Raw genomic sequence first — 14,875 nt, forward strand, 5'->3', positions numbered from 1 at the left:
ACCATTGGGACAAACCTCGCGGGAAGCCTGTCCAGCAATAATGTCACCGCCGAGTGCGTGACAAACCCTCGGCCGCCGCCCGGGCTGTCGGCTAATTGAATCGGTAGTTCACGCCGAGCCGCACGACGCTGAAATCGAAATCGTCGGTCGACACATCGTCGATCACGTCCTGTGGCACGTTATCGGCAATGCCCTCGGGGTCCGGCTGCCCCAGATTGACATAGAGATATTCCGCTTTGGCCGACCAGTTTTCGCTGAAGGCCCACTCGATGCCGCCGCCGATAGTCCAGCCAAAGGCCGTTTCGTCGATCTCGCACGCGCAAGCGCCAATATCGAATGTGGACTCCACGTCGCCGAAAGCGATACCGCCCGTGATGAAGGGCAAGATGTTGTCCATGGCGTAGCCCAGCCGAATCCGTGCAGTGCCGAACCAGTCGATATCGAGGGAGCAACCCTCTTCCAGACAGGGCGTGTTTGCACCAGTGTTGCTTGGCAACAAAATATCATCCGAGAAATCAGAATAGGAAATATCGGCCTCTGCACCGATGACAAGGTTCCCTCTTTGACCGTTGAAACCCAGCGTGACGCCACCCACGAAGCCGTCAAATTCCATCCCGACGCTTGAATCCTCCGGAAGGTAGTGGAAGTCCGTGTCTCCCCAGCCATAGCCCGCCTGGGCGCCGACATAGAATCCGCTCCAGTCATAGGCCGCCGGTTCGACGACATCCGCTGCCTGGGCGCTCGTCAATGCGACCGCCGAAAAGGTAAAGGCCCAAAGCAATTTGCGGATCATTCTGTTCCCCGATCGGATATCCAGACTCAGAAAGATAACTAACTGGTCAGAAACGGCAATTGCCCTTGCGTGATTTCTGAACCGCTGTGACTTTTTTGTCACATTGAGTGCCGAAACTTCAATCAGCGGGTGAGTCTTGCCAGCGCTTCCGGCGTGTCGAAATCGGCCAGCACCGCATCGGAGCGCATGGCGATCTCCGTGACATGGTCCTCACTTGCCTCCATAAGCACCTTGGCGCCGCGGTCGCCGTCGAGGGAGAGCATCTCGGCGAAATGCTCGCGCCCCCACAAGACCGGATTGCCGCGCTCGCCCGCATGGACCGGCACGATGATGGTGCGCTTCTCGGCCGGGCTGAAGGCGGATATGAGCCTGTCGATATGCTGGGCCGAGACCAGCGGCATGTCGCCCAGCGCCACCACGGCGCCTTCGGCATCTTGTGGCACTGCCGCAAGTCCGGCTTTCAGCGAGCTGGCAAGTCCCGACGCATAGGCCGGATTATGGACGAAGCGGACATCGAGACCCTGAAGCGCCGCTTCCACGCGCTCGCGCTCATGGCCTGTCACCACCAGCACCGGGCCGGCTGCCGAGGCCAGCAGCGCCTCCGCCGTCATGCGCACCATCGGCCTGTCCCCGATGATGCTCATGAGCTTGTTGGCGCCCATGCGCGTCGAGCGTCCCGCCGCCAGGATGATCCCGGCGATCTTGGGGGCACGTTGCGACTTGGCGTCTTCGCCTTCGCGCGGGCTGGGCCGCGACGGGATTTCCTTGAGGAGCCCGCCTGCCCCCATATCCATGATGTCTTGCCCTGAGACATGCAGCCCCGCCATGATGCGCGCCAGAACCCAGTCGAAGCCATTGAGCTTGGGCGAGCGCGCGCAGGACGGCACCCCGATCACCGCTGCGCCTTCGAGCCTGCCGAACATCATGAGATTGCCGGGATCGACGGGCATGCCGAGATGCACGACTTCGCCTTGCGCCTTCTCGAGCGCCGCCGGGATGACATCGCCGCGATCGACAATGGCCGAGGCGCCGAAGATCAGGATCGGATTGAGACCCTTGGCGTGAAGCTTCGCCACCGCATCGCCGACCGCCATTACCGCGTGCTCGACGACGGTCACTTCGGCCAGCGTGCCGTCGAGCTCGGCGATGCGCCCGCGGATCGCCTCTTCCGATTTGGCGATGAGCGAAGGCTTGGTCTGCGGCAGCCGGGTGATGATGAGGCCGGCCCTGCGATGCTTGAAGCTTTCGACCCGGATGAGCGGATCGGCGCCGATGACCGACAGTCCCTCCTCCAGCATGTCGCGCGGCACCGCGAAGGGAATGACCTTCACCGTCGCCACCATTTGCCGCTCCTCGACGATCTCGAACGGCGCCGATGTCGCGAGCGTCAGGCTTTCATGCACCCGGTTGAAGTCGCGCACCCTTTCCTGGTCGATGACCACGAGGCCGCGCTGGCGGGCATGCAGATTGGCACGCCCGGTGAAAGGCGCCTGAACCACCGTACCCTCGCCTGCGATCGCTTTCGCCACGGCTTCGGCAGCCTTGTCTTCCGGCACATCATCATCCGACAGACGCGCCGCGAAGACCTGCGCCACCCCACACTCGGCGAGAAGGGCTATATCCGTTGCGCTTAGCACGCGGCCCTTCCTGAACATCCCGGCCTTGTGCTTGACCGAATGGGCGAGGATCGCGCCTTCGGCCGAAGCAATAGGGATTTCGCCGAACTTCATCTTATCTGTCACCCCGGCGAAAGCCGGGGCCCATTGAATAGGGGCAATCCGTGCGGTGTTGCTCGTTTTGCACGAATTTAGGGGATCCCGGCTTTCGCCGGGATGACGGTGAATGATTCATCAGCTTCCCAATCGCAACACGCGCGTCAGCTCGGCCATGATCGAAATCGCGATCTCGGGCGCGCCCTGCGCGCCGATATCGAGGCCGATCGGCCCATAGATGCGCGCAATGTCGGCGGCCGGGAAGCCGGCGGCTGCCAGGCGCTCGGCACGAGTACCTTGCGTCTTCTTCGAACCAAGCGCGCCGATGTAGAAGACCTTGGATTTGAGGGCGAGATGAAGCGAGGGGTCGTCGATCTTGGGATCATGAGTGAGCGCCAGCATGGCGGTGCGCTGATCCAGGCCGAGCTTCGGCAGGACCTCGTCGGGCCATTCGGCATGGAGCGCGATGTCGGGAAAGCGCTCGCCCGTGGCGAAGGCCCCGCGCGGGTCGATGACCACGATGTCATAGCCCGCAGCCCTGGCAATCGGGATCACCGCCTGCGCGATATGAACGGCGCCGATGATAATGAGGCGCAAGGGCGGGTTGTGGATATGGACGAAGAACTCGCCTTCCGGAACCTTGTGCACGCCGCTGCGGTCGAAGCGGAAGGCGTCAGCCAGTACCTGCGCCAGTATGTCGTCGGCCGCATGGTCGCGCGCCACCACGCGCTGCGCGCCGGTATCGAGCGCCGTGACCAGCGCCACGGGCGTGCGCTGCGCCCGCGCATCCATGATCTGCTCGAAGATCTCCGGTTTCATGCAGCCAGCGGTTCGACATAGACGCGGATCTTGCCGCCGCAGGCGAGGCCCACCTTCCAGGCGGTCTCATCCGCCACGCCGAAAGCCAGCGTCTTGGGCTTCCCGGACGTGATGATATCGAGCGCTTCGGTGACGACCGCCCCCTCGACACAGCCGCCCGAGACCGAGCCGATGAAATTGCCGTTGGCGTCAATGGCGAGCTGGCTGCCCACGGGTTGCGGCGCCGAGCCCCAGGTCTCGATGACCGTGGCGAGCGCCACTTGCCGCCCGTCCTTCAGCCATTGCGCCGCCTGATCGAGAATGGTGGGATCGGAGCCTGCCATGTGAACCTCCTAACCTGCCTTGAGCCATGTCTTCGGATCATGCTCCGCGCGCCTGGGTGCGGCAAGCGCGGCCGCCAGATCCGCCAGGCTTTCCAGCGAATGGACCGGCCTGAATTCATCGATATAGGGCATCATGGCGCGAATTCCAGCGGCGCGCGCCTCGAAACCCTGGTAGCGCAGCAAGGGATTGAGCCAGATGATGCGCCGGGCCGAGCGCCTGAGCCGCGCCATTTCCGTCTCCAGCAGCGACACGTCCTCGCGGTCGAGTCCGTCGGTCATGAGCAGCACATGAGCGCCTTGCGTCAGCACACGGCGTGCCCATTTGTAGTTGAATTCCTTGAGCGCGCTGCCGATGCGGGTACCCCCCGACCAGTCCTTGACCGCCGATGAGACTTTCGCCATCGCCTCGTCCACATCGCGCCGCTTCAGCTCGCGCGAGATGTTGGTGAGCCTGGTGCCGAACAGGAAGACCGACACCCGCTCGCGGTCATTCATGAGCCCATGCAGGAAATGCAGGAACATCCGGCTGTAATTCGAGCAGGAGCCGGAAATGTCGCACAGCACCACGAGTGGCGGCTCACGCCATTGCCTTTCGCGCCGGGCAAGGTCGATGAGATGGCCGCCGGCGCGCAGCGAGCCTTTGAGCGTGCGCCGGAGATCGACGCGCTCGCCTGAGTGGAAGGGCCGGAAGCGCCTCGTGCGGATTTCGAGCCGGTGGATGCGCAAGCGGGTGATGGCAAGGCGCGCCTGTGCCTGCTCTGCGACCGTCATCTGCTCGAAGTCCTTCTGGCGCAGCACTTCCATGGCCGAATGCGAGAAGGTCGCGTCGAAATCGAGCGCATCGGGCTTCTCCTGGCGCCGGCTCCGGGTCTCGACCTGGTCGAACATCGCTTCCGCCAGGCGGCGGAAGCCTGCCTTCTTCGCCTTCTCGTCCGCCGGCCGGGTGATCTGCTGGAACATCAGCTGCATCAATTGCTCCAGCATCTTCGGCTTCTTCCAGAAGACATGGAACGCCTGGCCGAACAATTCGGTATGCTCGCGCCGCTTCACGAAGACGGCATGCAGTGTCCAGTAGAAATCCTCGCGCGAGCGCAACGCGCCGGCCTGTGCCGCATCGAGCGCATCGATCACATGGCCGGGTCCGACCGGCAGGCCCGCCTCGCGCAGCACCCGCGCGAAATGCATGATATTGAGGGCGAGCCGGCCCGAGGGCGCCGCCGTCATGTCAGGCCCTCGGCATGGTCGCGATCTCGGCCTTGATCTGGTCGAGGATGCGCTTGGCTTCCGAGCCCTCCATCCTGACGATGTCGTCCTGGTATTTGAGCAGCACGCCCAGCGTGTCATTGACCGTCTGCGGATCGAGCGAGATGGCATCGAGCTCATGCAGGGCCGATACCCAGTCGAGCGTCTCGGCGACGCCGGGCGCCTTGTAGAGCTCGCCCTGGCGCAGGCTTTGCACGAAGCTCACCACCTCGCGCGCCAGCGCCGCCGGCGCCTCCGGACGCCTCGCCTTGATGATGGCGATCTCGCGCTCGGCATCGGGATAGCCGACCCAGTGATAGAGGCAGCGCCGCTTCAGCGCATCATGTACCTCGCGCGTGCGGTTGGAGGTGATGACGACGATGGGCGGCTCCTCTGCGGCGATCGTGCCGAGCTCCGGGATCGTCACCTGGAAATCGGACAGCACTTCGAGCAGGAAAGCCTCGAAAGCCTCATCGGTGCGGTCGAGCTCGTCGATGAGGAGGACGGGCGCAGCCCCCTTCGGCGCCTCGAGCGCCTGCAGCAAGGGCCGTTTGGTGAGAAAGCGTTCGGAGAAGATGTCATGCCCGAGCCGCTCGCGGTCGAGTTCGCCCGCAGCCTCGGCCAGCCTGATCTCGATCATCTGGGCGGAATAATTCCATTCATAGACCGCCGCATTGACGTCGAGCCCTTCATAGCACTGCAAGCGGATCAGCCTGCGCCCCAGCGCACCCGCCAGAACCTTGGCGATCTCGGTCTTGCCGACGCCGGCCTCGCCTTCGAGGAACAACGGCCGGCCCATCTTGAGGGCGAGGAACACGACGGTCGCAAGCGCCCGGTCGGCGATATAGTTCTCACCGGACAGGAGCATTGCCGTGGCGTCGATCGAAGCGGGAAGCGGCTTGGGCATCGGGGACTTTCAGCAACCGGGTTCAAGACAAAGGGCCCGCATGTCTATACATACGGGCCCCGACAATCGCAAAATCGCAAGAACGCTATTTTGCCGCCGCCACCGCGCGGCGGGCCAGCACATTGACCAGATGCGCGCGGTATTCGGGCGAGGCATGGATATCGCTGTTGAGCCCCTTGGCCTTGACCTGGATGCCGGCAATGGCGTCGGCCGAGAATTTGGCCTGCAGCGCCTTCTCCATTTCGGGCACCCGAAAGACCTTGGGCCCTGCCCCCGTCACCGCCACGCGCACCGAGCCATCCTTGAGCTCGGCCACCATGACGCCCACCATCGCATAGCGCGACGCTGGATTGGGGAACTTCACGTAAGCCGCGCGCTTCGGCACCGGGAATTCGACCGCCGACACGATCTCATCGCTCTTCAGCGCCGTCTCGAACATGCCGGTGAAGAACTTGTCGCCCGGAATCTTGCGCGCCGAGGTCTGCACCGTGGCGCCGAGGCCGACAACGGCGGCCGGATAATCCGCCGCCGGATCGTTGTTGGCGATCGAGCCGCCGATCGTGCCGCGATTGCGTACATGCGGATCGCCGATGCCGGAGGCCAGCTTCGCCAATGCCGGGATCGCCTTCTTGACGCCCTTGTCGGACGCCACATCGGCATGCACGGTGCCGGCCTTTACAACCACTTTCGCGGCGGCGGCCGTGACGCCGGAATTCTTGAGGCCGCCGAGATCGATGATGTCGGTGGGCGAGGCCAGCCCCTGCTTCATGGTGGGCAGCAGCGTCATGCCGCCCGACATGAACTTGCCGTCCTTGGCCTTCTTCATCGCCTTGGCCGCGTCGGCGGGCTTCGAGGGCCGGTGATAGTTGAAATTGTCCATGGGTTCCTCCCTCTATTCCGCTGCCATCTTCGTGGCATGCAAGGCTTTCCACACGGTGTGCGGGCTCGCCGGCATCGGCAGGTCCCGCACCCCCAGGGCATCGGTCACCGCATTCATGACGGCGGCCGGCGCCGCGATGGCGCCCGCTTCGCCGCAGCCTTTCATGCCCAGCGGATTGGACGGGCATTTCGTTTCGGTGAAGTCGAGCTTGAACGACGGCACGTCGCTGGCGCGCGGCATGCAGTAATCCATGTAGGAACCGGTGATGAGCTGGCCCGAATCCGGATCATAGACGCAACCCTCGGTCAGCGCCTGGCCGACACCTTGCGTAATGCCGCCATGCACCTGGCCCTCGACGATCATCGGGTTGATGACGGTGCCGAAGTCGTCCACCGCCGTCCAGTTCACGATCTCGGTGACGCCGGTGTCGCGGTCGATCTCGACCTCGCAGATATGGCAGCCGGCCGGGAAGGTGAAATTGGTCGGATCGTGGAAGGCGCTTTCCTTGAGGCCGGGCTCGATCTCCGATGTCGGGAACTTGTGCGCCACATAGGCCGCGAGCGCCACTTCGCCGAAGGCCATCTTCTTGTCGGTGCCCTTCACCGAGAAAGTCCCGTTCTTGAACTCGATGTCGCCTTCGGCCGCTTCCATGACATGCGCGGCGACCTTCTTCGCCTTGGCCTCGACCTTGTCGAGCGCCTTGGCGATCGCCGTCATGCCGACGGCGCCCGAGCGCGAGCCATAGGTGCCCATGCCGAACTGCACCTTGTCGGTGTCGCCATGCACGATCGAGACCGTGTTGATGTCGACGCCGAGCCGGTCCGACACGAGCTGCGCGAAGGTCGTCTCATGGCCCTGGCCGTGGCTGTGCGAGCCGGTGAGGATCTCGACGGTGCCGACCGGATTGACGCGGACCTCGGCCGATTCCCACAAGCCGACGCCGGCGCCGAGCGAGCCGACCGCCGCCGAAGGCGCTATGCCGCAGGCTTCGATATAATTGGCGAAGCCGATGCCGCGCAATTTGCCCTTCTTGGCCGCCGCGGCCTTGCGCTGGGCAAAGCCCCTGTAGTCGGCGATCTCCAGCGCCTTTTCGAGAGAGGCGTCATAGTCGCCCGCATCATAGGTCATGATGACCGGCGTCTGGTGCGGGAAGGACTTGACGAAGTTGCGCCGGCGGAATTCCGCCGGATCGATCTTCATCTCGCGCGCCGCCGTCTCGACGATGCGCTCGACCACATAGGTCGCTTCCGGCCGGCCGGCGCCGCGATAGGCATCGACGGGCGCGGTGTTGGTATAGACCGCGTCCACCTCGGCATAGATCGCCGGGATGGCATATTGGCCGGACAGCAGTGTCGCATAGAGATAGGTCGGCACGCAGGACGCGAAGGTCGAGAGATAGGCGCCCATGCCGGCGATGGTGTGGCATTTGAGGCCGAGTATGCGGCCCTGCGCGTCCATCGCGAGCTCGGCATGGGTGACGTGATCGCGGCCATGCGCGTCGGCGAGGAAGCTCTCGGTGCGTTCCGCCGTCCATTTGATCGGCCGCCCGCCAATACGCTTCGACGCCCAGACGCAGACCACTTCCTCCGCATAGATGAAGATCTTGGAGCCAAAGCCGCCGCCCACATCGGGCGCGATGACGCGCAATTTGTGCTCGGGCGCCAGGCCGTGGAAGGCCGAGATCACCAGCCTTGCCACATGCGGGTTCTGGCTCGTGGTATAGAGCGTGTAGTGGTCGTTGCCCGCATCCCACGAGCCGATCGCGGCGCGCGGCTCCATCGCATTGGGGATGAGCCGGTTGTTCACGATATCGAGCTTGGTCACGTGATGGGCGCGTGAGAAGGCGGCATCGGTTGCCGTCTTGTCGCCCAGCGACCATTCGAACACGGTGTTGTTGGGCGCGACGTCATGGATCTGCGCCGCGGACTTCGCGGCCTTGGCGGCATCGACGACATGCGGCAGCTCGCCATAGCTCACATTGATCCGGGCGGCGGCGGCCTTCGCCTGCTCCTTGCTTTCGGCGACGACGACGGCGACATGATCGCCGACATAGCGCACCTTGCCCTGGGCGAGGATGGGATGGGGCCCCGCCTTCATCGGCGAGCCGTCCTTGGAATGGATCATCCAGCCGCAGATCAGGCCGCCGATCTTGTCTTCGGCGACATGATCACCGGTGAACACGCCGACGACGCCATCCTCCGGCTTCCATTTCGGGATCTTGATCGATTTGATCGTCGCATGCGCATAGGGGCTGCGCACGAAATAGGCGTAGGTCTGGTCCTTCAGGTTGATGTCGTCGGTATACTGGCCCTTGCCGGTGATGAAGCGGTGATCTTCCTTGCGCTTGACGCGGGCGCCGATTCCGGTGTCGCTCATGATGTGTCCTCCCTAAGCATCTTGGGCGCGTTTCCTGATCGCCAAAGTCGAGCAACTTTGGCGGGAAGCGCGCTCGCGCTTACATGTTCTCGGCGCCGGCCTGGATGGCCTTGACGATGTTATGATAGCCGGTGCAGCGGCAGATGTTGCCTTCGAGCTCGTGGCGGATGGTCGCCTCGTCGAGCTTCTTGCCCTTGCGCTTCACCAGATCGACCGCGGCCATCAGCATGCCGGGCGTGCAGAAGCCGCATTGCAGCCCATGATGCTCGCGGAAGGCTTCCTGCATCGGATGCAGCTTGCCGTTCTTGGCGAGGCCTTCGACCGTCGTCACCTCGGCGCCGTCGCAGGCGACCGCAAGCGCGGTGCAGGATTTGATCGCCTTGCCGTTCACATGCACGACGCAGGCGCCGCACTGGCTGGTGTCGCAGCCGACATGGGTGCCGGTCAGCCCCAGATTCTCGCGCAGAAACTCGACCAGCAGCGTGCGCGGCTCGACCGTTCCGCACACAGCTTTCCCGTTCACTTTCATGGAAATCGCAGACATCTACGCCTCCTCCCAGAGATCGCGCGAGCCCGGCACATGGCCTGTTTGCGGCCGCGGAATCCTTATGTCTTCGCTGCGCGCATCCTTGCGCGCTGCCGCCATAGGGTCAAGCGATAACCAATTGGTACCAAAGTACTAACACTTAAAGGCAAGGCCTGTTCATGCGATGATGCCGCTGCAACCGGGAGCTTCGGCAATGCGTAAGACCGTCATGGAGACGCGCATATGACCCGCAGACTGTTCCTCATTCTCGCCACCCTTCTGGCTGTCACGGGCGCCGCCCGGCCCTCGTCCGCGCAAGCCGTGTCGCAGGCCGAGGCGGCCGAATTCCAGCGCATAATCTCAAGCCAGCTCAATGCCTTCTCGGCCGATGACGGGGCCAAGGCCTATGCCCTGGCGACGCCCATGATCCAGCGCCTCTTCCCGAGCCCCGAGATCTTCATGTCGATGGTCCAGCGCGGCTATCCGCCGGTCTACCGCCGCCAGTCCTACGCCTTCGGCCGGATCGGCAACGAGATGGGCGGCCAGCCGACCCAGCATGTCACCATCATCGATGCCGACGGCAAGGCCTGGACGGCGCTCTATGCCATGGAGCGCCAGCCCGACGGCTCCTGGAAGATCAATGGCTGCCAGCTGGTCGAGGCGCCGGGCGCCGACGCATAGTTGCCATTAATTGCCATCAAGTTGACAAGTCATTGAATGTTGCGTGAATGCAGCCTTCAAACCGGATTCAGCCGCCGGAGAGCATGATCGGCACCGTTGAGGCACAACAGACTGACTTGTTAAACCGGAGCGCTCTTCATGAAGATACTTGCGACAACTGCCGTCCTCGCTTTGGGTTTCGCAACCCAGGCCATGGCCGGTCCGGGTGCTGAAGCCACGCCCAAGTTCAATCCCGGCGTTGCGCCGAAGCTCGCCCAGAAATACGCCCCCAAATACGCTATCGTGGCCGCCAAGGTGGCTCAGGGCGTGAAGGTCCAGAACCCCACTCTTGCGGTTGGCCTCAATCCCCAACCCGAACCTCCGAGCCAGGGCATGCTGCCGGCCCGGCCCGAATGACCGTTGCGTCGAAAAAGTACGGCCGCGGTGACGCGGCCGTACTCCCTACCCCTCTCTCCCCTCGCATATCTATTTCTGGCACACCAGCCATTTGAAGCCGTCGCAGAACGGCTGGTCGCAGACCGCTCCCGTGCCGATGAGGCGGGTCGGTGAAACCGCCCCGATATCGCTCGCCATCGCCCAGGCGCTGGCCTTGGCAAAGCCCTTGCTCTTGCACCAGGCGCTTGCCGCCTGCTCGCCGCAGCCGGCGCTCCAGCTGAAGCACCAGTCGAGCCGGTTGCCCTTGAATTTCGGCTTGGTGAAGGTCTGTTGCGTCGGCGCCGCCGAGACGCAGTCGATGAAGCTGAAGCCGTCGCAGAAATTCTGGTCGCACACGGCGCCCGTCGAGATCAGCCGCGTCGGCGTGACGGCGCCGATATCCGGCGCCTGGCTGAAGCCCTGCGCATTGTCGAAGCCCTTGGCTTTGCAGAAGGCATCCGCCGCCTGCTTGCCGCAGCCCGCCGACCAGGAGAAGCACCAGTCGAGGCGATCGCCTCCCCATATCGGATTGATGTATTTCTTCGCCGCGGCGAAAGCCGCCGAATCAGGCAGAATGAAACAGGTGGTGAGAATGACGGCAGTCGAGAGAAGACGCAGAAAGCGCATGGGTACCCCTGTGGATAGTGCAGTCCAGACTGTGCCCCGTCTCTCTCGCAGGGGCAGTTTGCCGAGAGCTGTCCTGAAGTCAAGGCACTATTGATGACCGACATGACATTCTCCCCGCCATCACGCCGGCATCTCTACTGGCTCGCCGCAGCGGCGCTCGTCGCGGTGATCGCCCTCATCCTTCTCGCCATGGGCCGCGAGCCCATTTGCAGATGCGGCTATGTGAAACTGTGGCATGGCGTGGTGATGAGCTCGGAGAATTCCCAGCACATCACCGACTGGTACACGCCCTCGCATCTCATCCATGGCTTCATCTTCTATGGCCTCTTCTGGCTCATCGGCCGGCGCTGGCCCCTGGGCCTGAGACTGTGCCTCGCCATTGTCGTCGAAGGCGCCTGGGAGATCTTCGAGAACACCGATTTCATCATCAACCGCTATCGCGAGGCGACCATCTCGCTCGACTATTATGGCGACAGCGTTGTCAATTCGGCGAGCGACATCGTGGCGATGGCGGCGGGCTTCCTCATCGCCGCGCGGGCACCCGTGTGGCTGACGGTGGCGCTCGCCATCGCCTTCGAGCTGTTCACGGGCTTCATGATCCGCGACAACCTCACCCTCAACATCATCATGCTGGTGTGGCCGCTCGATGCGATCAAGGAGTGGCAGGGCGCCCTTTCCTCCCGCTGAGGAGCGACCTCGCCAGGAGAATCCCATTGGCCGGATTCTCGCCGATCCGGCGCACCGCATAGGGCCACCAGTCGCGCCCGAAAGGCACATAGAGCCTGACCCGCTCGCCCTGTTGCGAAAGCCGCTCGGCGACATCGCTGCGCACGCCGAGCAGCATCTCGAATTCATATGAGCCCTGCGGCCAGCCATTGCGGCGGGCCAGCTCGACCGCCTCGGCCTGGATGCGGTCGTCATGGGTCGCGATGATCGGATAGAAGCCGCTCGCTTTCGCCTGCGCGCCCAGCATCATTCCGACCAGCCGGCGATAATTGGTCTTGATCTGCGCCTCGCTGGTGAAGGCGATATCGCTTGTGCCGACAAAGGCCCCCTTGACCAGGCGCACTCTGGCGCCGCCGGTGATCAGCCTCTCGAGATCGCGCTCGCTGCGCCGCAGATAGGCCTGCAGCGTGATGGCGGCCGGCAATTCGAGCCGGCGCAGATCGTCATGGAGCGCCAGGGTGAAATCGACGACCGAGCTGTCCTCCATGTCGAGCATGAGGCAATGGAGCCCGGCCTTGCCGGCAGACGCCGTCATGATCGCGCGCCCGATCGCCAGCGCGCGCGTCCCGACCTCGGCAGGATCGGTCTGCAGGCCGATCTGGGTCGGATCGACCGAGATATGGACGTCTATCTCCTCTTCATCCGCGAGAAGCCGGGCGATCAGGAGCTTCTGCTCGACATTCTCGGAGACGAGTTCCGGCCGGTCAACATATTCGCCGAGATAGAAGAAGGATGCGCGGATGCCCTGCGCGGCGAGCAGGCGATGGGCGGTGGCGAGCGCCGCTTGCGCATCGGCTCCCGCCACGAAGCGTTGCGCCAGCGCCTTCATCCGCTCATCGCGCTGCATGAATGTCTTCATGCGGTGCGAGCGCGCCAGCGCGATCATGGTTTTCTGCCACAGACGTTTCATCATGTATCCCTCTCAGCGCCGCGCATGGCTCGGCGGCCTGCCGTATTTCTGCTTGAAGGCGCGGGAGAACTCGGCCAGCGTCGAAAAGCCGGTGGCGAGCGCCACGTCGCGCACGCTCAAGCGCGAATAGATGAGCAGCCGGTGGGCCCGGTCGAGCCGCATCTGGCGATAGAACGCGACCGGCGTCACATGCAGATGCTGGCGGAACAGGCGCTCGAGCTGGCGGCTCGACAGATCGGTGCTCGCCGCCACATCCTTGAGCGTGAGGCGGTCTTCCACATGCTCCTCCATCAGCCGGATGGCCTTTACGAGACGGCCATCGTCGATGAGGTAGCGCGACCCCGCAGGCACGCGCGCCTCGCCCGGATGATTGAGATGGCGGGTGTGGACCAGCGTGTCGGCCACCTTCTGCGCCAGCGCCTCGCTTTCGATCGAGCCCAGCCAGTCGAGCATCATGTCGAGCGCCGCCGCGCCGCCCGATGCCGTGATGCGGCCGCGGTCGAGCACATAGGTCTCCTCCGCTGCGTCGATATCGGGATAGCTTTCGCGAAAGGCCGGCAGCGTCTCCCAGTGGCAGGTGGCGCGATAGCCATCGAGCACGCCGGCGCCCGCCAGCAGGAAGGCGCCGGTATCGACCGCGCCCAGCAAGGTGCCGTTGCGCGCCAGGCGGCGCAGCTCATTGAAGACCGCACGTGTCATGCCGGCCTCCTGGTCATAGGAAGCGCAGGTGATGAGGGCATCGGGGCGCCCGATATCCTCGATGCTCGCCGTCACCGAGACCGGAATGCCGTTGGACGCGATCACCGCCTCGCCATCCATGGACACGAAACGCCAGGCGAAGACATCGCCGGCGAAGCGGTTGGCGACGCGCAAGGGCTCGAGCGCCGAAAACAGCGCGATCATCGAAAAGCGCGGTACGAGCAGGAAAGCGATGTCGCGGGCCATAGCGCCAAAAATCAAACAAATGTCGAAAAAAGTCAAATCCGATGAAGTTTCGGCCCCTAGTCTGCCGCCGACACCATTCCTGGGAGGACATCATGAATCCGAAAGTCATCATCACCTGCGCCGTCACCGGCGCCGGCGATACGGTCGGCAAGCACCCGGCCATCCCGGTCACGCCGGAACAGATCGCCAATGCGGCGCTCGAGGCCGCGAGCGCCGGTGCCGCCGTGGTCCACTGCCATGTGCGCAATGTGAAGACCGGCAAGGGCGCCCGCAATGTCGAGCTCTATGCCGAGGTCGTCGAGCGCATCCGCGCCAAAAACAAGACCGTCATCATCAACCTGACCGCCGGCATGGGCGGCGATGTCGAGATCGGCCAGGGCGAAAACCCGCGCCAGTTCAATGAAGCCAATACCGACCTCGTCGGCCCGGTCGAGCGCCTCCTCCATGTGAAGGAGCTGCGCCCCGAAATCTGCACCCTCGATTGCGGCACGCTCAATTTCGGCGACGGCAACACCATCGTGGTGCAGACGCCGGCCCAGTTGCGCGAGCAGGCGAAGCTCATCCAGTCCTATGGCGTCAAGCCCGAGATGGAGATCTTCGATTCGGGCAATCTGTGGTTCGCCAAGCAGCTCGTGGCCGAAGGCCTCATCGATGACCCGCCGCTCTTCCAGCTCTGCCTCGGCATTCCATGGGGCGCGCCGGTGAACACGCAGACCATGGCCTACCAGGTCGGTGAATTGCCCAAGAACGCGGTGTGGGCCGCCTTCGGCATCGGCCGCAACCAGTTCCCGATGGTGGCGCAAGCCATCCTGCTCGGCGGCCATGTCCGCGTCGGCCTCGAGGACAATCTCTATCTCGACAAGGGCGTCTATGCCTCCAACGGCACCCTCACCGAGCGCGCCGTGAAGATCATCGAGCTTTTGGGTTCCAAGGTCGCCAGCCCCGACGAAGCGCGCGACATCCTGAAGCTCAGGAAGAAGTAATGATTCCCCTC

Annotated in this window: 16 protein-coding genes; 4 read left to right on the forward strand and 12 right to left on the reverse strand. The window is 63.8% G+C overall.

The window, feature by feature from the left end; genetic code table 11:
* Window positions 1-91: 91 nt before the first annotated feature.
* From DT068_RS17310 to DT068_RS17350, 9 genes are all read right to left on the reverse strand, one after another.
* Window positions 92-793, reverse strand: coding sequence for an outer membrane protein (locus tag DT068_RS17310; RefSeq protein WP_119391125.1), 702 nt, complete (start codon window positions 791-793; stop codon window positions 92-94).
* Window positions 794-915: 122 nt separating this feature from the next.
* Window positions 916-2,523 carry an NTP transferase domain-containing protein gene (locus DT068_RS17315; protein ID WP_119391126.1) on the reverse strand — a complete coding sequence of 536 codons (1,608 nt, stop codon included), beginning with the start codon at window positions 2,521-2,523 and terminating at the stop codon, window positions 916-918.
* Between the two features lie 120 nt (window positions 2,524-2,643).
* Window positions 2,644-3,324: an XdhC family protein gene (locus DT068_RS17320; protein ID WP_119391127.1), complete on the reverse strand. Its 681-nt coding sequence runs from the start codon at window positions 3,322-3,324 to the stop codon at window positions 2,644-2,646.
* A complete protein-coding gene (locus DT068_RS17325) occupies window positions 3,321-3,647 on the reverse strand; it encodes an XdhC family protein (RefSeq protein ID WP_119391128.1) in 327 nt (108 codons plus the stop codon). The genes DT068_RS17320 and DT068_RS17325 overlap by 4 nt, the downstream gene beginning before the upstream one ends.
* A 9-nt stretch (window positions 3,648-3,656) precedes the next feature.
* Window positions 3,657-4,871 (reverse strand): vWA domain-containing protein, encoded by a 1,215-nt coding sequence (locus DT068_RS17330; RefSeq protein WP_119391129.1) that lies wholly within the window; start codon window positions 4,869-4,871, stop codon window positions 3,657-3,659.
* A gap of 1 nt (window position 4,872) precedes the next feature.
* On the reverse strand, window positions 4,873-5,796 hold the full coding sequence (locus DT068_RS17335) for an AAA family ATPase (RefSeq protein ID WP_119391130.1): 924 nt from the start codon (window positions 5,794-5,796) through the stop codon (window positions 4,873-4,875).
* An 85-nt stretch (window positions 5,797-5,881) separates the two neighbouring features.
* Window positions 5,882-6,676, reverse strand: a complete 795-nt coding sequence (locus DT068_RS17340) for an FAD binding domain-containing protein (protein WP_119391131.1) — start codon at window positions 6,674-6,676, stop codon at window positions 5,882-5,884.
* A gap of 12 nt (window positions 6,677-6,688) precedes the next feature.
* A complete protein-coding gene (locus tag DT068_RS17345) occupies window positions 6,689-9,052 on the reverse strand; it encodes a xanthine dehydrogenase family protein molybdopterin-binding subunit (protein ID WP_119391132.1) in 2,364 nt (787 codons plus the stop codon).
* Between the two features lie 79 nt (window positions 9,053-9,131).
* Window positions 9,132-9,596, reverse strand: a complete 465-nt coding sequence (locus DT068_RS17350) for a (2Fe-2S)-binding protein (RefSeq protein WP_119391133.1) — start codon at window positions 9,594-9,596, stop codon at window positions 9,132-9,134.
* Window positions 9,597-9,821: 225 nt separating this feature from the next.
* Here DT068_RS17350 and DT068_RS17355 point away from each other — a divergent pair, with 225 nt between their 5' ends.
* Both DT068_RS17355 and DT068_RS17360 read left to right on the forward strand, forming a co-directional pair.
* Window positions 9,822-10,259: a DUF4864 domain-containing protein gene (locus DT068_RS17355; RefSeq protein ID WP_119391134.1), complete on the forward strand. Its 438-nt coding sequence runs from the start codon at window positions 9,822-9,824 to the stop codon at window positions 10,257-10,259.
* A 138-nt stretch (window positions 10,260-10,397) separates the two neighbouring features.
* Window positions 10,398-10,655: a hypothetical protein gene (locus DT068_RS17360; RefSeq protein WP_119391135.1), complete on the forward strand. Its 258-nt coding sequence runs from the start codon at window positions 10,398-10,400 to the stop codon at window positions 10,653-10,655.
* 69 nt (window positions 10,656-10,724) lie between these two features.
* Here the strand turns inward: DT068_RS17360 and DT068_RS17365 are convergent, their stop codons facing one another.
* The gene (locus tag DT068_RS17365) at window positions 10,725-11,300 is read right to left on the reverse strand and encodes a hypothetical protein (protein ID WP_119391136.1); all 576 of its coding nucleotides are present in this window, start codon (window positions 11,298-11,300) and stop codon (window positions 10,725-10,727) included.
* A gap of 93 nt (window positions 11,301-11,393) precedes the next feature.
* Between DT068_RS17365 and DT068_RS17370 the strand changes: the two genes are divergently transcribed.
* Complete coding sequence (locus tag DT068_RS17370) at window positions 11,394-11,987, forward strand: DUF2585 domain-containing protein (RefSeq protein ID WP_119391137.1); 594 nt, start codon at window positions 11,394-11,396, stop codon at window positions 11,985-11,987.
* Here the strand turns inward: DT068_RS17370 and DT068_RS17375 are convergent.
* Both DT068_RS17375 and DT068_RS17380 read right to left on the reverse strand, forming a co-directional pair.
* Window positions 11,953-12,939, reverse strand: a complete 987-nt coding sequence (locus DT068_RS17375) for a proline dehydrogenase family protein (protein WP_119391138.1) — start codon at window positions 12,937-12,939, stop codon at window positions 11,953-11,955. The two genes, DT068_RS17370 and DT068_RS17375, sit on opposite strands and share 35 nt — an antisense overlap.
* A gap of 9 nt (window positions 12,940-12,948) precedes the next feature.
* The gene (locus DT068_RS17380) at window positions 12,949-13,881 is read right to left on the reverse strand and encodes a GlxA family transcriptional regulator (protein ID WP_119391139.1); all 933 of its coding nucleotides are present in this window, start codon (window positions 13,879-13,881) and stop codon (window positions 12,949-12,951) included.
* Window positions 13,882-13,973: 92 nt separating this feature from the next.
* On the opposite strand from DT068_RS17380, the gene DT068_RS17385 reads away from it, so the two are divergent.
* Window positions 13,974-14,864, forward strand: a complete 891-nt coding sequence (locus tag DT068_RS17385) for a beta-keto acid cleavage family enzyme (protein ID WP_119391140.1) — start codon at window positions 13,974-13,976, stop codon at window positions 14,862-14,864.
* The last annotated feature ends 11 nt before the right edge of the window (window positions 14,865-14,875 follow it).

The organism is Taklimakanibacter lacteus, from assembly GCA_003576695.1.
Lineage (GTDB): Bacteria > Pseudomonadota > Alphaproteobacteria > Rhizobiales > Aestuariivirgaceae > Taklimakanibacter > Taklimakanibacter lacteus.